This is a genomic window from Sphingomonas sp. Leaf38 (assembly GCF_001421825.1).
GTDB lineage: Bacteria > Pseudomonadota > Alphaproteobacteria > Sphingomonadales > Sphingomonadaceae > Sphingomonas.
In genome coordinates, this window is record NZ_LMLD01000009.1 from 119,822 (window position 1) to 144,916 (window position 25,095).

Consider the following 25,095-nt stretch of genomic DNA (forward strand, 5'->3'; position numbering starts at 1 on the left):
CAGCGCGCGCACGGACTGCGGCGATTCTTTACCCTAGCCTCGGGGGGCGGATCTTCGCGTCGGCGGCCATCGTCCTCGATCAGCCGTCCAGCCCATAGCGCGCGGCGCGTTTGGCAACGTCCGGGTTGATCGCCAGCGCCGCCTTGCGGTCCGCGTCCGCCGCCTCGGTCTTGCCCGCTCGGCGCTCGGCCACGCCGCGCATATAGAGCGACCACGCATTGCGCGGGTTGGCCTTCAGAGCCGCATCATAGTCGGCAAGCGCAGCGTCGAGCTTGCCGAGCCGGAGCTGCACCAGCGCGCGGCTGTCAAGATAAGAGGCCGAGCCGGGTCGGAGCTTCAGAGCGGTGTTGCAATCGGACAGCGCACGGTCAAGCTCACGGTCGAGCAACGCCCGCGCCCAGCACCGTCCGTTATAGGCGGTCGCGCGATCGGCATCGTCGCCGTGCATCTTGAGCCACGCATCGTAATTCGCGATCGAACCCTCGGGCTGGTCGATCGAATCGTACAGACCGGCGAGCCGGAGCCGGTCGTCGGATCCGGCAGCCAGCGTCCGATCGGCGACCTTCATATCCTCCGCTGCGCCGACCGGATCGCGGCTCATGACCCGAAGCCGTGCGCGCAGCAGCCGCACCTCGTTGTCGTCGGGGCTCAACGCCGCCGCCTTATCGATGTCCGCGGCCGCAAGCAGCAACTGGCCGTTGGCGAGCCGCGCCTGCCCGCGCAGAAACACGTAGCGGCCCACGGTCGGCGCCATCGCCACGGCCTTGTCGAGATCCGCGAGCCCCTCGGGATAGTGCCGCTTCGACAGGAACACCGCGGCACGCCGGCTAAAGCCTGCCGCATCGGTCGGCACGCCGGCGGTGTCGGTCAGATCAAGCTTCTCGCCCCCCGTCGTCCGCGCCCCGGTCGGCGTCAGACCGAACACCGTGCCGCCCTCATAGGTCATGTACATCAAGTGATTCGCGTTCGAGACGAACATCCGGTGCGTGAGAAAGAAATCGAACCCGATCAGCATGTCGCCGTCAAGTTTGAGATCGGCGATATTGAATTTGGGTTTCGGCACGACCTCGCCACCAAGGTCGATGGTGTCGAACGGCGCGATCCAGGTCGTCAGCTGTTTTGAGCCCAGTCCGCTGTTATAGCCGACCGGCCTCACCCCCGGGCTCGTCGGCGTGATCCCCGCGCGCTTGGCCGCGGCAAGCGTCAGGATCGTCGTCTGCGCGCCCGAATCAAATACCGCGCGCATCTTCACGCCGTTGACCAGCACGGTGCCGATCGTGTGCGGCTTCCATGGTCCACCGTCGCCGCGTTCGAGCGGGATCATCGAATATGGCTTGCCTGCCGCCCAATAGGCGAGCCCGACATTACCGCAATCTTCGACCTTCATCAGCCGGACCGCGCCGTGTGGCAGATCGTATTCGACGTCGACCAACCCGAGGATGTTCTGGCCGAGCAGGCCCGCCGTGCCCGTGTCGGTGCCACCGACGATGAAGCTGACGCGCGGGAGCGGGATGCCGGCGAGCGTAAAATCCTTAGCGCTTGCGATCGAGGCGGAGGCGTCGCCATTGACTCCGCGCAGTCTGAACCACGATGGGGCGGGCGTGCTCGACAAGCCGAACTCCGCCGCCGATGCGCGCGACAAGGTGCTGTAGAACGCGCCGCTGTCGACGATGAATCGCGTATCGTGTGTGCCGAACTTGGCATCCACCATCGCCCGGCGTCCGATCAGCGTTACCGGCAATTCGGCAAGCTTGCTCACCTTGCACGCGCCGATCGCCGGACCCGCCATCGCCATCGCCATCACCGCGATCGCCACCCCCCGAACTACCGTCGATCCCCGCATGCGCATCTCCTGAGCCTCAGCCTCGCCTTAGGCACCCGAATGCTATCCCAGCGCGGATGCCAGCGCTACAGCGGCGTCGATGAGCCCGGGGGCAGGAACTGGCGTCCCGGCTTATGCGGCATGAAGGTGGCGTTAGCGAACCGGAAGTATGACCGCGGCGTCGCATCGATGCGGTTCGCGGCTCTTCACTGCACCTTGCAAGGCTCGCCGCGCGGATCGCCTGCACCGCCGCTGCGCCCACATCGCCGGCGATCCGCTGGCGGCCCGCTATGCGACGATCTGGAAACAGATCGCGGTCGATCCGCGCGCCGCATCGACACGGTTCGTCACCGACCGGGGTCGCGTAACGCCCGCCTTCCAAGATCGTCCGCAGGCTATCGCGACGGTCTTCGTGCGCTTGCTATCTGGCGAACGGCGGATCCCCGCGCTGCCTTGCGCGCTGCGACGTTGCCTCCCGCAAGACGACGATCGCCTGTTTCAGGACGCGGCTCGATGCGCATTTCGGTGGCGCCGCGGCCGATGTCGTGGTCGTGCGCGTCCGGATCGGCACGCCTCGGGCACTGATCACCGTCCCGTCGCAGAGATCGCTTGGCGACGTCGAAAACAGGCGGTTTCGTGATCGTCGACCAGCCCGCATGCCTGCATCCAGGCATAGACGATGACCGGCCCGACGAACTTGAACCCGCGCGCCTTCAGCGCCGCGGACAGTGCCTCGGACACGGGCGATTGGGTCAACGCCTTTTCGCCGTCCCCGATCACGGGAACTCCATCGACGAAACGCCAGGCAAAGTCGGCAAAATCCTCTCCGGCGTCGCGCATCGCGAGATACGCGTGCGCATTGCCGATCGTCGCCTCGATCTTCGCGCGCGAGCGGACGATGCCTGCGTTGTCGAGCATCGCCGCGATCTCCGGCTCGCCGAACCGTGCGACACGCACCGGATCGAACCCTGCGAACGCCGCCCTGAACGCCTTACGCTTGCGCAGGATCGTGATCCAGGCGAGCCCGGCCTGGAACCCGTCGAGCATCAGCTTTTCCCACAGTGCGCGCGCATCCAACTCGGCTACCCCCCATTCGGCATCGTGATAGGCCGCGAGCAACGGATCGCTTTGTGCCCAGCGGCATCGGCAGAGGTCGGCAACGATCATGACAGCGCTCGCAAACGGAAGGGAGATCGGCCTGTCCTCGGCAATGCGACCCGCCGCGCGAGCCGCACCCGTTTCGGCAGGCGGGCACGCACCCTATATAGGCCAGGTCAGCCTGCCGGTCGACGGCGGCCTGTCCGCCGCGCTCGGCCAGCCAGTTTGCTCAAGATCCGGAGGACACCATGACCGACTACAGGAAAACCGACGACGCGCTCGCCAAGCTGACGCCCGAGCAGTTTTACGTGACGCAGCAGAGCGGCACTGAACGCGCCGGCACGGGCGAATATCTGCACACCAAGGCGCCCGGCATCTATGTCGATATCGTTTCGGGCGAGCCGCTGTTCGCGTCTGCCGACAAGTTCGATTCGCATTGCGGCTGGCCGAGCTTCACCAAGCCGATCACACCCGACACCGTTGCCGAACTTCATGATCACAGCCACGGCATGACCCGGATCGAAGTCCGTTCGGCTGGTGGGGATAGCCATCTCGGGCACGTATTCCCCGATGGCCCGCGGGATCGCGGGGGCTTACGGTATTGCATCAACTCGGCATCGCTGCGGTTCGTGCCGCAGGCGGACATGGTCGAGCAGGGCTATGGCGCCTATCTCGACCAGGTCGAACAGGTCGGGTAAGCGATCGCCTTACCCGCATCGCCAGCAAACCCGGAACGTGCGCTGGCGATGCGGTCGAAATTACGCCGCCTGAACTCCGTACCGCAGATGGACGATACCGTGGTCGAGCACGTCGGCCCCCTTGAGCGTCAGCGTCACCTTGCCAGCCAGGCCGTCGGGACCGGCGATGACGATGCCCTGCACGTCGGTCCCGCCATCCAGCGCAGGCGTGACCAGTACGCCGAGTTCGTCCACTACACCCGCTGCGAGCAGCGCGCCGTTGATGCCACCGCCACCTTCGAGCAGGATCGTCCGGATACCGAACGCGTCCCCCAGCGTCTCAAGCGCCGCGACGATATCGATCTCGTCCGTGTCGGCTACGACATAGGACACGCCGTCCGCCGCGAGCTCGGCGAGATGGCTGTCGGACACGCCTGCGCCGAGTAGCACGATCACATGGTCGCCGCCGATCGCGCCTCCCTCGAAATGCAGCTTGCCTGACCGGTCAAGCGCGATCGCGAAGCGTTTCGCATCGCTTGCGACATGTACCGCCCGGTCTACCGTCCATGGCTTTGGCGGCGCATGCGGGCCGGTCGCGCTCATCTCGGCCATCGTCACGCGACCGACCATCCACGCATCTGCCGCCATCGAATCGTGCAGCGTTTCATATGCCTTCGACCATTGCTGCCGCGAGCCATCGGGGCTTTCGGTATAGCGGCTCGGATGCAACCGTCCGTCGATCGAGGACAGCATCAGGCAGGTCACATGCGGTTTCATCAGCGTCTCCAAAGGTGCAGGACGCTAGAACGGTCGTCTCACCGATCGGGCCCATGGCGACCGCTGCGTACGCCGACTTTAACGCCAGATCCGGTTGCCGAGAACGATCCCGAACGGCAGGCCCCGTCGTCCAGGCCCGGTCGCCCCGTCGGGCAGGCCGCGGTGCGCGCGGGCGAGACGGTCGACAATCGATAGGAGATCCCCGATCGCTTCGAGCGCGGCCCGCCAGCGCGCCAGAGGCAGCAAATACGAAGCGTCGGAGAAAGACGCGGACGATATCATCGGGGATGACGTCGGAAGTCGGGCCGACCTGTGACGATGCAGCGGCCGTCGCCAATCGGCAGGCTATATGCCTTGATCACGCCGCGTCGGATGACGTTCTTCGACCCCGGTCATCGTCGGATCTGGCCGGCGAACTGACGGGTCATGCCGGCCGGAATTACCGGCCGGCGCGTACGGATCCGTCCCGTTTTGCGAGATGGCGTGCGTCCGGGCGCGTGCGCCGCTATGGTCCCTGTCAGCATCCCGCACGCCACGTTCGGATTTGATCGATGACAGATGTTTCGCGTCGCCTGCTGCTGTCCGCCGGTGTCGCCGGGGCGGCCATGAGCGCGCTTCCCGCCGCAATCGCGCGGGCTGCAGCGATCGCCCCCGATGTGCGGACGCGCTCGATCATGGATGTCGAGCATGTCGTTATCCTGATGCAGGAGAATCGCGGCTTCGATCACTATTTCGGATCGCTGCGCGGCGTGCGGGGGTTCGCCGATCGATTGGCGATACCCGTGGCGGGCCCCGTATCGGAGCAGGCCGCGCCGACGAAGCCCGCGGTGGTCTGGGCCCAGCACGATCGGACCGCGCCTGGCGGCGCGCGTACCGTCCTGCCGTTCCATCTCGCCACGCGCGCGAATTTCGACCTCATGCGGATGGAGGGCACGCCGCATAGCTGGCCCGATGCGCAGCGTGGGTGGGACGAGGGTCGGATGGCGCATTGGCCCGAGGCCAAGAGCCAGCGCGCTATGGGGCATTACCGGCGCGAGGACATCCCGTTTCAGTTCGCGCTCGCGGAGGCGTTCACGGTGTGCGACGCGTATCACTGCTCGGCGCAGACCGGCACCAACACCAATCGGCTGTTCCTTTGGAGCGGAACCAACGATCCCGGCGGCACGCAGGGCGGCCCGGCGATCGGCAATTCGCACGACAGTTTCGTCGAGGATGGCGGCGCTCCCGACCCTTACCGCTGGACCACCGTCGTCGAGCGGTTGCAGGCGAAGGGCGTCGACTGGCGGATCTACCAGGACATGGCGGACAATTTCACCGACAACCCGCTGGTCGGTTTCGCCGCGTTCCGCGATGCGCATCGCGGGGGCGGGGAAGGGGACGCTGCTTTACGCGACCGAGCGCTGACCACGCGTGGGCTCGACGTCTTGCGCGCCGACGTGCTCGCCGGACGCCTGCCGCAAGTATCGTACGTCATCGCCACGGCGAAGGGCTCGGAGCATCCCGGTCCGTCGAGTCCGGCGCAGGGAGCGGCGTATACCGCCGACGTCCTCGACGCGCTGACCGCCGATGCCGCGGTCTGGGCGCGGACCGCCTTGCTGGTGATGTTCGATGAAAATGACGGGTTCTTCGATCATGTTCCGCCGCCTGCGCCACCGTCGCATGCCGCCGACGGCACGTTGCTCGGCGGGTCGACGGTCGATCTGACGGGCAGTTATCATATCGTCCCGAGCAAGGGCGATGCGACGCTCGACCTCCCGGCCTATCGCGGTCGCGCATATGGGCTGGGCCCGCGCGTGCCGATGTACGTCGTGTCGCCCTGGAGCCGCGGCGGCTGGGTCAATTCGCAGGTGTTCGACCATAGTTCTGTGATCCGCTTCCTCGAACGCCGGTTCGGGTTCCACGAGCACAATATCTCGCCGTGGCGCCGCGCGGTATGCGGCGACCTGACTTCGGCATTCGACTTCAGCGCCGCCGATCGCGTGCCATTCGCCGCCATGCCCGATCCGCGGCGCGACGCGGCCCGGGCCGCCGCCATTCCGAAGCAGGTCCGTCCGCAGGCATCGACCGCCACCGATCCGCCGTGGCAGGAGCCCGGTATCCGTCGCGCGCGCCCGCTTCCCTATGCGCTGACCGTGAACGACACGATCGCCGATCGGGCAGTCGAGCTTCACTTCGAGGCGGCGGGTGCGGCAGCCGCCGTGTTCCACGTCTATGATCGTGTGGATCTCCGAACTGCGCCGCGCCGCTTCACGGTCGAACCGGGGCGGTCGCTCGACGGACGCTGGGCGTTCCAATCCGATGGGCGCTATGATTTGTGGGTGCTCGGCCCGAACGGTTTCCACCGACATTTTGCTGGAACGCGTGACGATCCGGCAGCGCTGGAGGCCGTCGCTTGGACCGTGACCGCGGACACCCTCGTGCTGGACCTCCCAGGCAGGCATCATGCGCTGGGGCTGACCGCGCACGTCGAACGGATCGGCGTGCGCGCGGTGGCGGAGCCCCTGACGGCAGCACGGTATCGCTGGCCGCTGCGTGACAGCTTCGGCTGGTACGACGTCAGCCTCTCCGCAACGACCGTGCCCGGGTATCGCCGCCGTGTCGCTGGGCGGGTCGACACGCCGGGCCGGGCCACGTGCAGCGATCCGTTCGTGGCCGTCTAGGGCCGCAGCGCGGCGATGCGCGATCCGAGGCGCGCGACGAACCGGTCGAGCGGACAGAGCGACGTACATCCCGGGATCGCAATCGGCGTGACGACGACAGCGGGTCGCAATGCGCGGATCGCGGCGAGCGACTGAACGCGGTAGAACACCCTGACATAGCGCGCGTGCGAAGTCCGATCGCGCAACCGCTCGATGACAAGGGCCCCGCCCGGTGCAACGTCGTTGCGCGCAAAGCCCGGTGCGTCGAGGTCGACACCCAGCGCCGCCGCAAGCGCGGTGACATTGGTGTCGTGACCGACCATCACGTCGAGGCGGGGGGCGGTGGGGGCGGTGAGCGTTTCGACGATGCGGTGGCCGAGCGCCGACGCTTGGTGAGCCGCCATGTACGGCGATCGCGTGAACACGTCGAACAGCGCCGCGTGGAGTGCGCCGAGGCGTTCGATCGTCGCGGGATCGGCGCGTCCCCAACCGACCGCGGCGCGGGGCAGGCCTTCCGCCTCCTGAAGCAGCAGGACCTGCGCGATCCCCGAGGTTGCCCGGATCGGCCCGGAAAGGTCGATGCCACGACCGTCCGCGGACGGCGTGAGCATCGCCGGGCTGTCGGGGCTGCAGGCGCCGTCCTTGCAGCTCAGCACGCGGTCTAGCAGAGCGATCGCCGGTCGATGGCGTGCGACGAGCGCGTCCATGCCTCCCGTGTAGCGCATGATCGACGCGATCGCCTGGCGTGGATCGAACGCGGTCGCACCCGCGCTGAGCGGTTCGAAGATCGGATCGGTCCGATCGCCTGGCAGATGCCCGACCCGGACGTCGCAACCCGGTGCGAGGCCCTGCGCATAAGCCTCGCCGCTGGCGATCGTGCGCGCGGCGGTATTGGTCCAGATCCGCACGGCGCCGGGTGCCGGGCAGCCGGCAAGGCCGAGCGGAGCGAGCCAGCGGCGATCATGGCGCGCCAACAGGATCAACGCTGAGGCGCCGTGCGGCGTAAGGCGCCCCTCGGACACCGTCCAGTTCGGCCAAGCCGTGGCAGTGTGCGTGTCGGCAGGCACTTCCCCCGACAGCGGTGCACGCACGCCGTGCCGCATCAGTATCACGACGCGTTCGAGTTCTAGGCCGTGCGGGGCCGCGATCGCCCCGCTCGATAGTCCCGCCAACGTGACGGCTCTGAGGATTCTCGACAGAATACGAATACGGCGCATGGGAAACTGTCCTGGTTCGGGTAACGAAAACCGCCGGCCGCGCTAGACGCGCGACCGGCGGTCGAGGAGGGGCTACATCTTCATCGTCAGGCTGAACTGAAAAACGCGCCCGGTATTCATATACCCGCCGTTACGATCGTTCGAGATGTACCGTTCCGACTTGCCGACCGTCGCCCAATAGGTGTGCTGGTCAAGCAGATTGCGCGCCGCCACGCCGATCTCGAGATTGTCGGTCGCGGCGAATGCCAGCCCAAAGTTCAGTTCGCCGACCGGCTGGACATAGATATCGGGCTGGCTGTCTTGCACCGTGGCCAGGAACCGGCCGGTGTAATTGTACGAAAGGTTGGTGCGGAACTGGCCGTCGGCATAGAAGACTTCGGCATTGTAGATCAGGTCGGGCGCCTGCGGCAGGCTGGAACGGCGGATGTCGGTCGCCGAGATCTGATACTCCGCCTCGGTATTTTGGTAGGTGATGTTGCCGCCGACCCCAAAATTCCCGAGGAAACGCGAGCCGACCATGTCGCCGATGGTGAAGCGCCCCGACGCCTCGATCCCCTTCGCACTGCCGCCGCGACCGTTGGCAGGCTGGATCGTGACGACGCTGCCCACGGTTTCGCTCAGCGAGCGCGTGCCGGTCGGCACCAGGATGTTCTTCAAGTCCTTGTAATACAGAGCGACCTGGAGATACCGCCCGACGCCGCCATAATATTCGACGCCCGCATCATAACTCCACGCCTCGACCGGCTTCAGGTCGGGGTTCGGCCTGGTCACGGTGATGACACCGTTGGAATCCGCATCGCTGCGCCGGGTGGGGCCTGCGATCTGGTCGAACCCCGGCCGCGCATAGCTCGAGCGCACCGCACCCCGCACCACGAACCGGTCGTCGGGCTTCCACGCCGCCAGCACGCTCGGATCGAGATGGTCATAGTTGCGCCCGGCCTTTACGAAACTGCCGCCGACGCCGTTGGCATTGGTCGAGAAATAGCGCCCGTCGAAGCTGTTGTCCTCATACCGAAGCCCCGGCACGACTTCGAGCGCCCCGAGCTTCAGCGTCGCGGTGCCGTAAACGGCCTTGCGCTTTTCGTTGGCCTTCAGCACCCCTTGACTGATCACCTGCGGCGCCACCGTCGCCAGGTTCACATATTTGCTGACCTGGGAGTCGAGCTGGCTGCGATCGAGCACCTTGATCCCGCGCGCCGGATAGTAATCGAGAAAGTCCTTGAGAACATAGCCGAGATACTGGTTGATCGTCGGACCTTGTTCGGTGCCCGATTGCAACGGCGTCAGGAACCGATAGCGCGTCACGTCGGGCGACAATGACCGGCCGTCGCGATCGGAATCCTCGTACAGCCCCCCGACCGCGACGCTGGCGAGGAATCCGGTGCCCTCCCAGCCGAGGCTCCCCTTCACGGTCTTCTTGACCTCCGACAGATAATCATAGCCCTGTTGGACGTAGAGCTGGGTCGGACGGTCGAGCGAGCCGACATAGGCGCTCGCGCCCGAAGACAGCACCGGGCGGGGCGAACGTGGGTCGGACAGGTCGACGTTGACGCCTTCGCTTGCCAACCCGGTGTTGCTCACCGCACCGTTATAGGCGACGCCGCGGAACGCCGCCTCGATCCGCTGGGGCTGGTCGAACCGGCCATCGGCATAGCTGCCTTCAAGCGACGCGGTGATGCCGTTCCAATGCGCCTTGCCGCCGAGCTGCGCCGAGAACAGCTCCTGCTCGACGTCCTCGGTACGGAAATAGCTGGCCGGGTTGATGCCGAGCGGCGTGTAGATCCCCGCCGCATTATACGCCTGCGTGGTACTGCCGTTGCCAAGCGTGCGGACCGGGTTCGCGTTCGTCTGGCCGCGGGTCAGCTCGTTGCGCAGGCCGGTCTGGTTCATCGTGTTGGTGTTGAGATAGGTCGCATAGTTGACGCGGGCGAACAGCTCGACGGGATCGCTGTGAAAATCGAGCGAGCCGGTCGCGCCGTAGCGCTTGATCTCGTTGTTGTAGAAATTCCACTGGACGCCATCGGCCGACAGCGCATCGCCATTGGCGCGCGCGGTGCCGACGTTGAAGTTGGTCGTCTTATAGTCGTTCTGGACCGCGGTCGATTCGGCGTCGTTTGCGCGCTCCTCGTAATAGCCCGCGACATATACGCCAAACTGGCGATCGCTGCCGAACCGGCGTGCCGCATCGATCCCGACCGCGCCGCCAAAGCCCTTTTGCTTGCGATCGAGCGCGAGTTGGGCGCCTTGGGCGAGAACGCGGGCGCGCGTGAAGTCGGTCGAGAAGTCGAACGCGGTCGGCGTACGCAGATCGACGATACCCGCGATCGCGTCCGAATCCTTGTTCGCCCCCGGCGTCTTGTCGACCGCGATGGCGCCGACCGCGAACGGCGAGAACAGGTTGAGCGAGATCGCGCGCGAGCTGCCCGCGACCTGCGGCAGGCGCAGACCATCGAGCGTATAGGCGTTGTAGCTGGTGTCGAAGCCGCGGATCGAGACATATTGCGCTTCGCCCGTCGCGCTCTGGTTGCGGCCCTGGTCGCGGCTGACCGAGATTCCCGGCAGCGTCTTGGCGAGATCGGCGATCCCGGTTTGCGAGTGGATCGCGACGTCTCCGGTGGTGACGACGTCGATCACGCCGACGGCATCATGCTCTTCGGCGAGCACAGACTGCTGGCGGCGACCATTGACGACGATGTCGCCGGTCAACGCTTCGCTGACGGTCTCGGTCGGCGCAGCAACGGTCTTATTGTCGGCCGGGATGGTCTGGGCGGACACCGGGGTACCGAAGAACCAAACGCCGGATATGCCGACGGTCGCTATCGCCAGCGTGCCGCGGGCGGCTTGGGACAGTAAGGCAAGCGCAGGCGATCGCTGCCGGCGTACCGGCATCGTGAAGGTCGAAGTCATGGGTCCCCCCTGGGATGATCATGGGCTGAACTGCCCGATCGAGGGTTCGTTAGGACCGATTCGATACGGTTTTGTGACAATCAGGTAAGATCCTGTGTAATATCTCAACGTTCTCATCAAAAACTGATGGGGTCAGCGCTGAGTCGAACATGATCCGGGAATATGCTTGGAACCGTGACCGCCAGCCGTTAAGCACCCCGCATGATGAAGCGCAGCGATCGTCGTCAACATATCCTCGACCTGCTGCGCAACGGCGATGCGCATGCGATCGCAGAAATGGCCACGGCGCTCGCGGTCTCCGACGAGACGATCCGGCGTGAATTGCGGCAGATGGAAGCCGATGGGTCGATAGAGCGCATCCATGGCGGTGCGCGGCTTGCGAAGACCGCGGAGGAGGGCGCGTTCGAGGTGCGTCTCGGTCGCAATGCCGCGGCCAAACAGCGGATCGCTACGGCGGTCGCGCTGCTCGTCGACGACGGTCAGTCGCTCTATATCGATGCCAGTTCGACCAGCCATTACGTCGCCCGGGCGCTGCGCTCGAAGCGCGATCTGACGATCGTCACCAATGCGCTCGGCGTCGTGCAGGAGCTTGGCGGGCGCAACGGCAACCGGGTGTATGCGGCGGGCGGCGAACTTGACGATCGCTACCGAGCCTATTTCGATAGTGATGCGCGCGCCTATCTCTCGCGGTTCCGCCCTCGTCTGGCGATCATCTCGACCGAATCGGTCGATCCCGTCGCGGGCTTTACCAATTATCACGTCGGCGAGGCTGCCCTTTGCCGCCAGATGATCGCGCAATCCGAACGCGTGCTGATCGCGGTCGACGCCTCCAAGTTCGACCGGTGCAGCGTCGCAGCGGTAGCGACCTTCGCCGAGGTCGATATCTTGGTCGCCGACCGTGCGCCGGGCGAGGCCTATGCGGCGGCGATGGAAACGCTCGAGTGGGTCATCTGTTGATTCCCCGACGGAGCGTGAGCGCGAGCAGTAGCGCGACGCCGGCGATGGCGGCATGCCAGCCCCAGAATTCGGCGATTGCGATGCGTTCGTAGAAGCGACCGACCCAGCCGACGAACAGGTTGGCAAAGAAGCCGTGCAGATAGAACAGTCCGACCATCGTCCCGCTTTTGCCAGCCGGCGTAGCCGCGGTGACCAGCGCGAGTCCCGCCGGCCAGACGAACACCACGCCGAGATCGAGCAGGACGAGCGCGGCGAGCGGAACGAGTGCGCTGTCGCTTCCCGTCAGCGCCGCAGCGCCCAACACGCCGAACCCGGCAGCGATCGCGCCGCAGCCCACCGCCAGCACAGTCGCAGGCGTTAACGCCTTATATCCTCGCCGCGCGCGGACCGTGCCGATCCAGCGGACCAGCGCGACGAGCATTATGGTGAAGAACCCGTCCGCAGCGGCAAACCACGCCGGCGGTACCGCGAAGCCCGCTATGTCGAGGCGGACATGCCCGGCGATCCAGACGAGGAAGATGTTCGACACCTGCTCATAAGCGCAAAACGCAAGCACGACGATGACGATCGCCGCGACCGCGGTACCCGAATTCACCGATCGCTGCGCAGTCGTCCGCCGGGCGGTCGAGACGGCAGGGGCTGGCGGCGCGCCCAGATAGATCGTCAGCGCGACCACCATCCCGAGCGCGGCGGCGCCGAAGCCATAGCGCCATCCGAACTGCTGCGCGAGCAATCCGCACACCAGCGGCCCAAGCATCACGCCGATGTTGAGAAACGCGAGGTAGACCGCAAATGCCCGCCCGCGCCCTCCATCGTCGACCGGAAACAGATCACCGACCTGCGCCGCCAGGTTCGCCTTCATGCAGCCGGTGCCAACGATCAGCAGCGCCAGCGCAGGCAGCAGCAGGGCCTCGCGCATCAGGCAAAAATGCCCGCTGGCGATCAGCAGCGCGCCGAGCATGATCGCGCGCCGCCGACCCAGTACGCGGTCGCCGATCGCGCCGCCGATCGGCAGCACCAGATACGACAGCGCCGCGTAGAGCCCATAAAGCTGCGACGCGAAGGCGAGCGGGGTAAGCGGCCCCGACAGCACTTCCAGCATATGCCGCGCGGGTGCCAATCCGAAGACACCGTTGCTATCGTCGACCAGCACATGATCGATCAGATACAGCGTCAGCAGCGCCTTCACGCCGTGCAGCGAAAACCGTTCCCAGGTTTCGGTTGCAGCGAGATGATAGAAGCGTCGATCGAGTGCTGTCCGCGATGGCGTCGAATCCGTCATCGTCGCGCAATGATCGCTGGATATGACACTGGTGCGACGCCGCGCCGCGCGAACGCGTCATATCTACAGAGACTATACCCGATGCCCGTCATTGTCCTGCGTTTCGCCGCGCTGCTCCTGTTGTGTCTGGCCGGGCCCGTCCTGGCGCGCGCGTCCGATGCGACCCGCTTGCGGGTGATGACGTTCAACGTCCGCTACCCCAATCCGGACGACGGCGTGAACGTCTGGGCCAACCGGCGGGCGCTGTTCGTGCAGACGGTTGCGGCGGCGAACCCCGACATCATCGGCACGCAGGAACTGTTCGCCACGCAAGGCGCAGACGTCGTGCATGCACTACCCCGCTATAGCTGGTTCGGGCGCGATAGGCGCGGCGGGCATGCCGATGAGCATATGGGCATCTTCTACCGTCGCGATCGTCTGCGCCTGATCCGCCACGGCGACTATTGGCTGTCGGATACGCCGGCGGTGATCGGCAGCATGGCGTGGGGCGCGACGCTGCCGCGCATGGTCACTTGGGGAATCTTCGAAGCGCGGGCCACGCATCGACGGTTTGTCGTGTTCGATACCCATTTCGCACACCGCGACGAGGATGACGGCGCGCGCGAACGCTCGGCTGCGATGCTCATGGCAGAGCTCGCACCGATCGCCGGCGCGCTCCCGATCGTCGTGACCGGCGACATGAACGCAACCCCCGACAGCGCCGCCTATCGCCTGCTCGCCGGGCGGTTGACCGACGCCTGGGTCGCATCGCCGGTCCGCGTCGGCCCGGACCGGACCTTCCACGATTTCACCGGCACGCCCGATCGCCGGATCGATTACATCTTCGTCCGCGGCTTCACCCCGCTGGCTGCCGCGGTAAGGACCGATCACGCGGCGACGGTCTATCCCTCGGATCACTTCCCGGTGGTTGCCGAGCTGCGGTTCGACGCGATCAGGCCGGGGGGTCGAGGCTGAATCGGTCGTCGGCGTCGTCAAACACGAACAGGTCGGCCTAGCGGCCCCATTCGGCTACGGTCCGCAGCGTCGTCGCTGCGAACTCGGGCGACATATGATCCTCCAGTCCGTCGCGGAAGCGCCCCGCCTACGCCTGATGAGTCGATCGCTTGTGCGCGCACTACGCCCCGGCGGCGGATGATCAAGCGCGAACGTCTCCCAGCATCACGGCCGGGTACAGAACGCTGTCAGGACCAGGGCGCCACGTGCAACAACGCCCGGGACGCAGCCGCGATGTGCCGCTAAAGCGCGTCGGGAAACGAGGAACGGATATGATCGAGGCGGTAGCGAAGGCATGGGACGGTGTGATCGTCCGGACGTGGCTCGAACGTCGCGTCGCCGCCGCGAAGTCGGATCAGGTCGTGGCGGAGCGCGGCGGTCGCGATCGACACGACGATTGCGACAAGGCGACCGCGGAGGAAATGGTCTGCGGGCTGATGCAGGCCAAACAGGCACCGGAGACGCAGGAGGGTTTTGCCGCCGCACTACGCGCTCTGCTCGATCGCGACGAGTATATCTGGCGCGGCGTGTATGACGACACGCGTTTCGACCGCCATGTCCGCGCGATGATCAAGAAGCTCATCAAGATGACCAAGACGAACGACGGGTTCGCCAACACGACGCACTATCAGTGACGGCGCCAATGACCCTGACGACACTTGCGGATCTCGGCTGGACCACGTTCTTCAGCGATCAGGTTTCGGCGGAGGAGGCCGAACGCTGCCACCCGGTGCGCGTGATGTCGGTCCACCGCGGCAAGATATCGGTGTCGGGCGAGGCGGGGCAGCGCTTCATGACGCCGTATATTCAGGGCGCGCTACCGACCGACGATCACCCTACCGTCGGCGACTGGCTGCTGGTCGACGATGCCACCCTGCTTCCCGTTAGGGTGCTGCCGCGGATGAACCTGTTCAAACGCCGCTCGCCGGGCGACCCGCGCCGTGACCAGATGATCGCCGCCAATGTGGATACGGTGTTCGTCGTCGCGTCGTGCAACCAGGATTTCAGCGTCGCGCGACTGGAGCGCTATCTCGTGCTCGCGCGCGAAGTCGGAGTGACGCCCGTGGTGATCCTGACCAAGGCCGATCTCACCGACACGCCCGAGCTCTTCGTCACCGCGGCGCGCGCGCTCGAGCCGGGACTGCGTGTCGAGACGGTAAACGGCCGTGATCCCGGCGACGTCGTCCGCCTCGCGGCCTATTGCGGTCCAGGCCGGACCGTCGCGTTCCTGGGGTCATCGGGGGTCGGCAAGTCGACTCTCGTAAATTCGCTGCGCGGGTCGGATAGTATCGCGACGCAGGCGATCCGCGCCCATGACGGCACCGGGCGCCACACCACAACCGTCCGCGAGATGCACCGCCTGCCACAAGGTGGCTGGCTGCTCGATACGCCCGGCATGCGCGAATTGCAGCTGTCGGATGCGGCGGCGGGAATTGCCGAAGTGTTCGACGATTTCGCGCTCGCGGCGCAGGATTGCCGTTTTTCGGACTGCTCGCACGGCGTCGAACCGGGCTGCGCGGTGCGCGCCGGGATCGACAGTGGTGCGCTGACGGCGGAGCGCTTCGATCGCTGGCGACGACTGGCGGTCGAGGAGAAGACGAACGCCGACCGCCTGACGAAACGCTGGTTTCGCTAGGACGCGTCGACAAGTTGGCACGACCGCCTTCGCCCCCCGCGTACGCGACGAACCGCAGTGATCCCATGCGGCCGAAAGCGCTGGCGGGGTCTGCGCGCTGCGGGCTAGACGCGGCGTCCGACTCTTTGGGCTAGGCCTTTATTCTGCGCGCATTGTCCGTCCTCAAATCGATCCGGCGTCGTGTCCGCGCGAGCGAGGCGGCGTTCATCGTGCTCGCGACGCTAGTCGGCGCCGGCGCCGGGTTACTCAGCGTCTTGCAAGGCGCGGCAGCGCGGACGATGCAGCATGGGCTGTTCGGCCTGTCATCCGTCGCACGGCTCAGCGCCATGCCCGTTTTACCGCTCACCGCGCTCGTCGTGTTGCCGATCGGCGGGCTCGTGCTCGCGCTGTTCTCCTTGGCAACGCGCGCGCGCCGACGCCGGATGGTCGATGCGGTCGAAGCGAATGCGTTGCATGGCGGCCGCATGTCGGTCCCCGACAGCCTGGTCATCTCCGGGCAGACGATTCTGTCCAACGGCTTCGGCGCCTCGGTCGGGCTCGAGGCGGCCTATGCGCAGCTTGGTGGTGCGATCGGATCGGTCGCGGGGGCGGCGTTCAATCTGCGCCGCGCGGATCTGCGCAATCTGGTCGGTGCGGGCACCGGCGCGGCGATCGCGGCAGCCTTTGGAGCACCGCTGGCAGGCGCGTTCTACGCGTTCGAGATCGTCATCGGCGCCTACACACCGACCGCGCTCGCCCCGGTGGTCGCAGCCGCGCTGGCCGGAACGCTGGTCGCGCACCTCCTCGGCACGCAGCCCTATGTGATCGATGCGGTCGCGACGATGCCCACCGAAACGCATCACTATCTGATCTACGCAGTGCTCGGCGCGCTGTGTGCAGGTATCGGCATCGCCCTGATGCGCGCGGTCGCGCTGGTCGAGACGGCGTTGCGCCGCACCAGATTGCCCGACTGGTCGCGGCCGGCGATCGGTGGCGCCTTGCTGGTCCCGATCGCGCTCGTCTCCCCGCAAGTTCTGTCGGCCGGGCATGGCGCGCTCCACGCCGATCTTGCGCTGGGCGCGCCGCTCGCGTTCATCGGCGTGATCTTCCTCGCGAAATGCGCGGCGTCGATCGTCTCGCTGGGGTTCGGGTTTCGCGGCGGGTTGTTCTTCGCGTCGCTGTTTCTAGGTACCCTGGTCGGCCATCTGTTCGCGGGGGGACTCGCGGCGATCGCCGGCCAGCATCTGGTCGATCCGCGCAACGCCGCGCTGGTCGGGATGGCGGCCTTGGCGGTCGCGGTCGTCGGCGGACCGATGACGATGGCGATGCTCGTGTTGGAGGCGACGCGGGATTTCGCGCTGACCGGTGCAGTGCTCGCGGCGGCGCTCGTATCGTCAACGATTGTGCGCGAGACGTTCGGCTACAGCTTCTCGACCTGGCGGCTGCACCTGCGTGGCGAGACGATCAAGAGCGCGCGCGACGTCGGCTGGGTCAAGACGCTGACCGCGGGGCGGATGATGCGCCGCGAGACCAAGGCGTTGCCTGCGTCGATCACGATCGCCGAGTTCCGCCGGCGGGTGCCGCTCGGTGCGACCAGCCGGACCGTGCTCGTCGATGCGGAGGATCGCTATGCCGGGATCGTCCAGACCCCGACCGCCTATGCCGAGGGGCTTGATCCGCAGGCCCCCGTCGGATCGCTCGCGGTCGTCGCGGATGCCGCATTGGTGCCGACGATGGACATCGCCGAAGTCATGCGCCGCTTCGATGCCTCGGGCGCGGACGAACTCGCGGTGCTCGACGACGCGCGTGCGGTCCTTGGGATCCTGTCCGAATCTTTCGTCCGTCGTCGCTATGCGGAGGAACTTGAAAAGGCGCAGCGCGAACTCTTCGGGGAACGCTGAGCGCGACGGCGCAGCTGTGCCAAATCGACCGACATGCCATCGGTATCGCCATCATTTGCGACCTAGGCTCCTTCGGCAGCAATCGGCTGTGCGCAAAGAAGGACGTCGTCATGACCCTCGAATATCCCCCCGTCATCCCCGCCGACCGTAGCCGACCGCGCCACCAGCGATCGGTCACCGATGCGCCGGATCCGTCCCCACGCGCGCGCTTTACGTTTACCGAACTCGAAGCGCGCTTCGATCCCGAGCTCGACACGCTCTGGACCTATATGCGGCAACGCGTCCGACCGAGCTTCAATCCCGGGCTGCTGACCGAATTCAGCCAGTGGCAGGACGATATCGTCGCCGCCCGCCGCACCGGTGATATGCATATCCGCTATGTCGTGCTCGGCTCGCGTTTCCCAGGGGTGTTCTCGCTCGGCGGCGATCTGGATCTGTTCGCAGCGCACATCCGCGACGGCAATCGCGCTGCACTGGTCGGCTATGGGCGTGCCTGCGTGCGCATCCTGCACCGTAACATGCTCAGTCTCGATCAGCCGATCATCACCATCGGTCTGGTCGAGGGCGACGCGCTGGGCGGCGGGTTCGAGGCGTTGCTATCGTTCAACGTCGTCATCGCCGAACGCGGCACCAGCTTTGGTTTGCCAGAAACCAATTTCGGGCTGTTCCCGGGAATGGGTGCGCATTGTTTCCTGTCGCGCAGGCTCGGGTCGGCCCGCGCCGAGCAGATGATCCTGAGCGGGCGCAGCTATAGCGCCGAGGAGCTCTACGACCTCGGGATCGTCCACGCGCTGGCCGAGCCGGGCGAGGGGCGCGTTGAAGTCGAACGCTATATCCGCCACAATCGCCGGCGTCACAGCGGGCATTGCGCGATCTACGAAGCGTCGCGCTCGGTCAATCCGCTCCCGCTCGGCGAACTTGAGGCGGTCGTCGACCTCTGGGCGGATGCCGCGCTGCGACTGAGTGCCGGCGATCTTAAACTGATGCGACGGCTGGTGGGGGCGCAGACCCGCTTGCTCGGCAAGGTCCAGTCTTGATCCTCGCGGTCAGGATCCGGACCGTGTCCTGACCGCGGCCCCGTCGGCAAGCATGGCTCCGACCGAGCTTGCCGGCATCGGGTGCGCAAGGAGATAGCCCTGTACCGCATCGCACCGCGTGCGGCGCAATTGGTCGAGCTGCGCCTGCGTCTCGATTCCCTCCGCGACCGTTCGCATCCCGAGCTTCGCGGCCAAGTCGATCACCGTCTGGACGATCGCCACAGAGGCGGGGTTCTGGTCGAGATCGACGATAAACGAACGGTCGATCTTGAGCGTCTGGAACGGGAATTTGGTCAGGTAGCTGAGCGACGAATAGCCGGTGCCGAAATCGTCCAATGTCGTCTGCACGTCGAGCCGGTTGATCGCATCGAGCGCGGCGAGCGATGCCTCGATGTCTTCGAGCAGCACCGATTCGGTCACTTCGAGTTCGAGGCGTCGCGCGGACAGTCCGCTGCTCGCCAGCGCGCCTAGGATGAGTTGCGTCAAATTGGCCGAGCGCAACTGCACCGGCGAGAGATTGACCGCGATCTGGACGTCCGTCGGCCAGGCGCTGGCGATCCGGCATGCCTCGCGGATGACCCAGCCGCCGATCGTGACGATCAGGCCGTTGTCCTCGGCGATCGGAATGAATTCGGCAGGCGAGATCGCGCCGTAGCGACGGTTGGTCCAGCGCAGCAGCGCCTCGCATGATACGATGCGGTCGCCCGCGAGGTCGAAGATCGGCTGGAACACCAGATGGAATTCGCCGCGTACGAGCGCGTCCTGCATTTCCGCCGCCAGATCGCGGCTGCGTTCGATCTTTTCGTCCATCACCGGCTCGTACACGCACATCTGGCCGCGGCCGCCGTCCTTGGCACGGTACAGAGCGAGATCGGCGTTCTTCAGCAGCGTATCCGCATCGGTGCCATCGCGCGGCGCCACCGCGATCCCGAGCGACGCACCAACCCGCAACATCCGGCCGTCATGGTGGACCGGTTGTTCGACCAGCGTCAGGATCGTCCGCCCGATCGCGAGGGCGTTGTCATGGTCACGGACCGTACTGACCACGGCAAACTCGTCGCCGCCCAGTCGTGCCACGATGCCCTCGGTGCCGAATGCGTCGTTCAGCCGGCGGGCGACGCCGGCGAGCAGCGCGTTGCCGGCAAGATGCCCGAACGAATCGTTGATCTCCTTGAAGCGATCGAGGTCGATCCAGTGAAGCGCGAGGCGGTCATCGTTATAGTGCAGCGCCTGCATCCGGGCTTCGAACTGTTCGCGAAACGCGGTCCGGTTGGCTACCCCGGTCAGGTCGTCGCGGCGAGCGACCGCCGCATGGTGATCGGCGATCGCCGCCTTTTCACGCGACACCAAAGTGGCCTTCAGAATCACGCCATAGGTTTGCAGCGTGATATCCATCATCGCCACCACGAACAGCAGGATGACGACCGCCAGCACGATCTTGAGCGTCTCGACCGACAGGAACAGCCCGATCGCCAGCGGCACCGACGCAAACAGCAGTTGCGACAGGGCGATCCACGGCCGACCGGCGTTGCGTCCGGCGATCCCGGCAGCGTAGCCGATCGTCGTCGTTACCGCGAGGAGCTGCAACACGCCATCATCGGTGCGCACCAGCGTCAGCAGGCCGAAAATACCGAGCAAGGCCGAATAGCAGAGCGCACCCGATCGATAGAGTATTTCGCGGCGGGTCGTCTTGCGCGCGGTAGCCTCGGCCGACGGTTCCACACGAGCCCGGGCCGCGTCGACAATCCGGATCGCGGCGACGAGCACGATCGCCGCTGCACACACCATGATTAGGCGATCGGCACTCATCAACGCCACGATCGCGGTGATCGCACCGCTCGACAGCGCGCCGATCACCAGCGACCGGGGGGACGCATAGAGCGACTCGACCAACGTCTCGCGGACGGCGGCGGCAATCGCCTGATCGGACCGACGCAGTTGTCGCAGCCGAGAAACGAGACCCGTCACTCGGCTATCTCCGCACGGCAGGTTTGTACAAGGTGCGAAGACATACGGGCGGTGGTCACAGGGTGCCGCATAACACGGCGTGGTCGACTATGGCGAAGGCAAATGCCGAAGCAGTCTGCGGCCGACGGCCCGCACAAGCCGAGCGCACGGACAGGATGCAGACGTTTGCATGCGACGAGGGCTGGCAGCCGGGACCGATTGCGCTATCGGGCGAGATCTGTTCCTCGACGCGATCGTTCCCAACGCCGTATGAAACCGCTGCCTTCCCGTTTGCGTCGCCTCGACGACGCGCTCGCCGACCTGCCGTTCGACGAGCCGATGCTGCTTACCGAACTCGACGGGTTCCTGACCGGTGTACTGCTGTGCCCAGAGCCAATCCCGCAGGCAGAGTGGTTGCAGGGCGTCTGGGGTATCGACGACGGCAGCGGTCCGCCATTCGAGGACCCGCTCGATGTCCAGTGGTTCGTCGATGCGATCACCGCCCGCTGCACCGAGATCGTTCGCGATCTCAGCCGCGGCAAGCCTCAGCCCCTATTCGACATCGACGAGCGCAATGGCGACGTTCTCTGGGAGTTGTGGATCGACGGGTTTGCCGAAGCGATGGCATTGCGGCCCGCAATATGGGCGACCTTGGCCGCTGGCGAAGACGACGTCGCAGACGCGTTGGCGCAAGTGTCGGTGCTGATCGGCATCGCTCGCAACGATACGTCGCTCGACAGTTTGGCGATCAACGACCTTGAAGTGCGTGCCCATACCGATCTGGTCGACCTGATTGCGCGGTTGCACGGCGCCGGAATGCGCGCGGGCAGTGCGGCCTTGGCGATGCCGATCAAGTCGATACCGACCAGGATCGGCCGGAACGATCCCTGTCGTTGTGGTTCGGGCAAGAAATCGAAGCGGTGCTGTGGATAGGGTTGCGGACAAGGCAACGGTCGCGGTCGCGTCTCCGGTAATGCTGCACCAATGCTTGGCATCACGGCGTCGTCGACGCTGACCGCGCCGCCACACCCGCCGCATCGATCCTCGTCATTCTCCACGACTTCGCGTTGAGCGGGACCGGACGCGTCGGCGCCCGCCTCGCCGTCCGACTCGCCGCAGCATGGGCACGACCCAAGGTCACGGTCGCAATTTGCGCAGCGCTCTTCGACGTGAACAGCGATCGTTCTGCCGGCGGCAACCATTCGCGCTCGCCGCGCGCAATAATGAGATACTGCGGCGGCCGCGCAAGGTCAGGCTCGGCGGATCAATCTCCTGTAGAGATGCGAGTCTACCCAGAGGCGCTATTGGGATGCGCCAAAGATGAACGATTTCTCACGGAACGCAGGCAGGGCCTCGCAGGTATCTCCTGTCCAAACCCTGTCTAAGAGGAAAACTGGGATGCGTCTTACCCCTTTGTTCGCGCTTCCGCTGCTCGTGATGTCGGCCTCGCCGGTGATCGCCAAGGGCTGCATTCGTGGTGCCGCGGCGGGCGGCGTCGGCGGCCATTTCGTCGGCAAGGGGCATGCGGTGATAGGCGCGGCCGCCGGCTGTGTCATCGCGCATCATCACTATGCCAAGCAGGCCCGCGCGCAAAAGGCTGCGGCTCGCGCACATAGCTGATGAGCGAGCGAACGGGGCGGCGCGTTTGCCGCCGCCTCGTTCCGACATCGTGTACCGAAGGGCATATCGACATCGATTTCCGTCGGTTGCCAGCCACCTGCGCCGATAGCGCTTTCCACGCCCGCATCGACCGCCTAAGCGATGGCTTCCCCGGGGGGCCGCTGATGCGCGGCTGAGAGGTGGGCTGCAGCCCATGACCCGCTGAACCTGATCCGGCTTATACCGGCGTAGGGAGGGTCTGCGGCTGGCCCGTCGTCCCTCCGATTGGAGTGGATGTGAGCGTTTTTGGTTTATGGTTTTGATCGTCGCGTCGCAGCATCGGGCGCGGGGGCATGCTGTCGTTATGGCGCTCTCGGCCACGCTCATCACATCCGCGGCCGCAGCGCAGGTCGCCGCTGACCCAGACGCGCCGACTGAGATCCGCGTCGTCGGCAAACAGGACCCCGCCGGTCTGCTCCCCGACCAGAAGGTGCCGCGTGCGCAGAGCGCGATCTCCGCCGACTTCATCGTAAAACAGGCGCCGACTCTCAACGCGTTCCAGTTAGTGACGCTGCTCCCCGGCGCCAATGTCGCGTCGAGCGATCCATACGGCCTCTCGACCAGCTCCAGCCTGACGCTGCGCGGCCTTGGCCAGGACGAGATCGGCGTCTTGATGGAGGGCGCGCCGCAGAACGACATCGGCTATTACTACGCCTACCCATCGCAGTTCGCCGATCCCGAGAACCTCAAGCGGATTTCGCTGGCGCAAGGCTCGGTGGATATCGACTCACCGACGCTTGGCGGGGCCGGCGGGCTGCTGTCGCTCGCGCTCGACGATCCGAAGGCGCGTCCCGGCGCGCTCGTCGACCTGTCATTAGGTAGCTATGCGGCGCGGCGCGGCTTTTTCCGCGTCGATAGCGGCACCATCGGCAATACCGGGTTGAAAGCCTTCCTGTCCTATTCGAACACCCGCGCCGACAATTGGCGCGGTGCCGGCTACGATACGCGCCAGCATGTCGACGCGAAGCTGCTCAACGAATGGGGCGCCGGCAACCGCGCCAGCCTCGCGCTGTCGTATAACGACGCGAACTCGTCGAGTTACCCCAGCCCGACGCTTGCCGAATGGACCGCGCGGGGTCGCAATTTTAACTACGACACGCGCTACACCGCCGGGAATACCAACTATTGGCGTCTGTACCGTGCACCCTTCCGCAATCTCTACGCGTCCGCGCCGGTCCACCTGGTTCTGTCCGACCGGCTGGTGCTCGACACCACTACCTATCTTCAATTTGGTTACGGCAACTCGCCCTACGGGACACAGCTGACCACCGAGGGAAATTTTCTCGGCACCGATGAACTGACCCAGCCGATTACCCTCCCCGGCGCGGTCGATGGCATGGCGACCGTGCTCGGCAATTATACCGGCGATCAGATGCGCGTCGGCAACGTCGGCAAGCTGACGCTGAACAGCGGCATGCACACGCTCACGGCCGGGCTCTGGTTCGACTACGGCACAGACCGTGTCACGCAATCATACACCTCGATCGATGCGGACGGGCAGCCGGTCGATCGCTGGGGCTATCGCGCCAAGGCGATCCGCACCGCCGATGGCCGCCTGCTTGCCTATGAGAACCAGCGCACCGTTACCGTGACGAAGGCCTTCTTCCTTGCCGACAGCATCGCGCTGACGCCGCGGCTCACGGTCGACGCCGGATTCAAGGGCGTGACCGTGCTGCGCAATGGGCATAACTATTTGCCCGGGCCGCAAAACAGAGTGCGCAACAACAGCTTCGCGGCGCTGCCCCGCGCGGCGATCCATTACCGGCTCGACGACCGCCAGCAGCTGTTCGCCAACATCACCACCAACTTCCGCACCCCCAATGAATTCACGCTCTACAACAGCTACGCCGGTGGCGCGGTGGTCGTGCAGGGGACGAACGCACTCAAGAACGAATATTCGGTCTCGCAGGAGATCGGCTACCGCTTCATCGGCGAGCAGCTCTCCGTCTCGGCGACGGGCTTTCATTACACATTCCGCAACCGCCAACTCGCGACCGTGGTCGACCAGGGCGGGGCACAGGTGAACGCCACGATCAATGCTGGCGGACAGACCTCGTACGGCGTGGATGCGGAGATCGACTACCGCCCGGTCGCTGGTGTCAGCCTCTACCTTTCCGGCGAATATCTGCGCGCCCGGATCAACGACGACCTGCCGGTCGGTGCGGATTTCCTGCCGACCAGCGGGCGCCGCGCGGTGTCGAGCCCGACCGTCCAGTTCGGCGCCGGCGGGACCTATGACGATGGCCGGTTCTTCGGCAGCGTCGCATCGAAATATATCGGCAGCCAATATGCGACCTTCATGAACGACGAGTCGATCAAGGGGTATGCAACGCTCGACCTGTCGGTCGGCATGCATCTCGCCGACTGGCTCGACGGGAAGCGTACCGACCTGCGCGTCAACGCGATCAATGTCACCGATCCGCACGTTCTGGCCGGCGTGCAGTCGGTCAGCACGAACGCGCGGGACACGATCGGACGCAACGGTACGGTCATCGCGGGCGCCCCCCCGGCCTATTATGTCGGCAGCGGTGCGGCGGTCATGGCGACGATCTCGCGGGCATTCTGAG

General features: G+C 65.8%; 18 protein-coding genes and 1 riboswitch. Of the genes, 11 read left to right on the top strand and 7 right to left on the bottom strand.

All coding sequences use genetic code 11. The annotated features are described in order from the left end of the window. Window positions 1-79: 79 nt before the first annotated feature. Window positions 80-1,843, bottom strand: coding sequence for an aspartyl protease family protein (locus ASE88_RS02890; RefSeq protein WP_235527774.1), 1,764 nt, complete (start codon window positions 1,841-1,843; stop codon window positions 80-82). 564 nt (window positions 1,844-2,407) lie between these two features. Next, window positions 2,408-2,989, bottom strand: coding sequence for a DNA-3-methyladenine glycosylase I (locus tag ASE88_RS02895; RefSeq protein WP_056475243.1), 582 nt, complete (start codon window positions 2,987-2,989; stop codon window positions 2,408-2,410). Window positions 2,990-3,168: 179 nt separating this feature from the next. Here ASE88_RS02895 and msrB point away from each other — a divergent pair, with 179 nt between their 5' ends. Beyond that, complete coding sequence (msrB, locus tag ASE88_RS02900) at window positions 3,169-3,618, top strand: peptide-methionine (R)-S-oxide reductase MsrB (protein WP_055875813.1); 450 nt, start codon at window positions 3,169-3,171, stop codon at window positions 3,616-3,618. Window positions 3,619-3,678: 60 nt separating this feature from the next. Here the strand turns inward: msrB and ASE88_RS02905 are convergent, their stop codons facing one another. Beyond that, window positions 3,679-4,374 (bottom strand): RibD family protein, encoded by a 696-nt coding sequence (locus tag ASE88_RS02905; RefSeq protein WP_056476285.1) that lies wholly within the window; start codon window positions 4,372-4,374, stop codon window positions 3,679-3,681. 551 nt (window positions 4,375-4,925) lie between these two features. On the opposite strand from ASE88_RS02905, the gene ASE88_RS02915 reads away from it, so the two are divergent. Then, complete coding sequence (locus ASE88_RS02915; protein WP_056475249.1) at window positions 4,926-7,034, top strand: phosphocholine-specific phospholipase C; 2,109 nt, start codon at window positions 4,926-4,928, stop codon at window positions 7,032-7,034. Here ASE88_RS02915 and ASE88_RS02920 read toward each other — a convergent pair. Next, window positions 7,031-8,230, bottom strand: a complete 1,200-nt coding sequence (locus tag ASE88_RS02920) for a histidine-type phosphatase (RefSeq protein WP_056475254.1) — start codon at window positions 8,228-8,230, stop codon at window positions 7,031-7,033. The two genes, ASE88_RS02915 and ASE88_RS02920, sit on opposite strands and share 4 nt — an antisense overlap. Before the next feature lie 72 nt (window positions 8,231-8,302). Beyond that, window positions 8,303-11,137, bottom strand: a complete 2,835-nt coding sequence (locus tag ASE88_RS02925) for a TonB-dependent receptor (protein WP_056475257.1) — start codon at window positions 11,135-11,137, stop codon at window positions 8,303-8,305. 201 nt (window positions 11,138-11,338) lie between these two features. Here ASE88_RS02925 and ASE88_RS02930 point away from each other — a divergent pair, with 201 nt between their 5' ends. Continuing rightward, entirely contained in the window at window positions 11,339-12,094 is a 756-nt protein-coding gene (locus ASE88_RS02930; protein WP_056475262.1) for a DeoR/GlpR family DNA-binding transcription regulator, read from the top strand. On the opposite strand, the gene ASE88_RS02935 is transcribed toward ASE88_RS02930, so the two are convergent. Continuing rightward, window positions 12,084-13,376, bottom strand: a complete 1,293-nt coding sequence (locus ASE88_RS02935) for an MFS transporter (protein WP_056475265.1) — start codon at window positions 13,374-13,376, stop codon at window positions 12,084-12,086. The two genes, ASE88_RS02930 and ASE88_RS02935, sit on opposite strands and share 11 nt — an antisense overlap. Window positions 13,377-13,457: 81 nt before the next feature. Here ASE88_RS02935 and ASE88_RS02940 point away from each other — a divergent pair, with 81 nt between their 5' ends. The 5 genes from ASE88_RS02940 to ASE88_RS02960 all read left to right on the top strand — a co-directional run bounded on the left by ASE88_RS02940 (window position 13,458) and on the right by ASE88_RS02960 (window position 18,922). After that, window positions 13,458-14,330 carry an endonuclease/exonuclease/phosphatase family protein gene (locus tag ASE88_RS02940; RefSeq protein WP_056475268.1) on the top strand — a complete coding sequence of 291 codons (873 nt, stop codon included), beginning with the start codon at window positions 13,458-13,460 and terminating at the stop codon, window positions 14,328-14,330. A gap of 311 nt (window positions 14,331-14,641) precedes the next feature. Then, window positions 14,642-15,004, top strand: coding sequence for a hypothetical protein (locus ASE88_RS02945; RefSeq protein WP_055875836.1), 363 nt, complete (start codon window positions 14,642-14,644; stop codon window positions 15,002-15,004). Window positions 15,005-15,012: 8 nt separating this feature from the next. Next, complete coding sequence (gene rsgA, locus ASE88_RS02950; protein WP_082466155.1) at window positions 15,013-16,005, top strand: ribosome small subunit-dependent GTPase A; 993 nt, start codon at window positions 15,013-15,015, stop codon at window positions 16,003-16,005. Between the two features lie 152 nt (window positions 16,006-16,157). Then, window positions 16,158-17,885, top strand: a complete 1,728-nt coding sequence (locus tag ASE88_RS02955; protein WP_235527775.1) for a chloride channel protein — start codon at window positions 16,158-16,160, stop codon at window positions 17,883-17,885. Between the two features lie 110 nt (window positions 17,886-17,995). Beyond that, complete coding sequence (locus ASE88_RS02960; protein ID WP_082466157.1) at window positions 17,996-18,922, top strand: crotonase/enoyl-CoA hydratase family protein; 927 nt, start codon at window positions 17,996-17,998, stop codon at window positions 18,920-18,922. Between the two features lie 9 nt (window positions 18,923-18,931). On the opposite strand, the gene ASE88_RS02965 is transcribed toward ASE88_RS02960, so the two are convergent. Next, window positions 18,932-20,890, bottom strand: a complete 1,959-nt coding sequence (locus ASE88_RS02965; RefSeq protein ID WP_056475276.1) for a putative bifunctional diguanylate cyclase/phosphodiesterase — start codon at window positions 20,888-20,890, stop codon at window positions 18,932-18,934. Between the two features lie 249 nt (window positions 20,891-21,139). Here ASE88_RS02965 and ASE88_RS02970 point away from each other — a divergent pair, with 249 nt between their 5' ends. From ASE88_RS02970 to ASE88_RS02980, 3 genes are all read left to right on the top strand, one after another. Beyond that, complete coding sequence (locus ASE88_RS02970; protein ID WP_056475279.1) at window positions 21,140-21,802, top strand: UPF0149 family protein; 663 nt, start codon at window positions 21,140-21,142, stop codon at window positions 21,800-21,802. 465 nt (window positions 21,803-22,267) lie between these two features. Then, a complete protein-coding gene (locus ASE88_RS02975; protein WP_056475281.1) occupies window positions 22,268-22,489 on the top strand; it encodes a hypothetical protein in 222 nt (73 codons plus the stop codon). Window positions 22,490-22,630: 141 nt separating this feature from the next. Beyond that, window positions 22,631-22,740, top strand: a riboswitch (TPP riboswitch). 92 nt (window positions 22,741-22,832) lie between these two features. Further along, on the top strand, window positions 22,833-25,094 hold the full coding sequence (locus ASE88_RS02980; RefSeq protein WP_056476296.1) for a TonB-dependent receptor: 2,262 nt from the start codon (window positions 22,833-22,835) through the stop codon (window positions 25,092-25,094). The last annotated feature ends 1 nt before the right edge of the window (window position 25,095 follow it).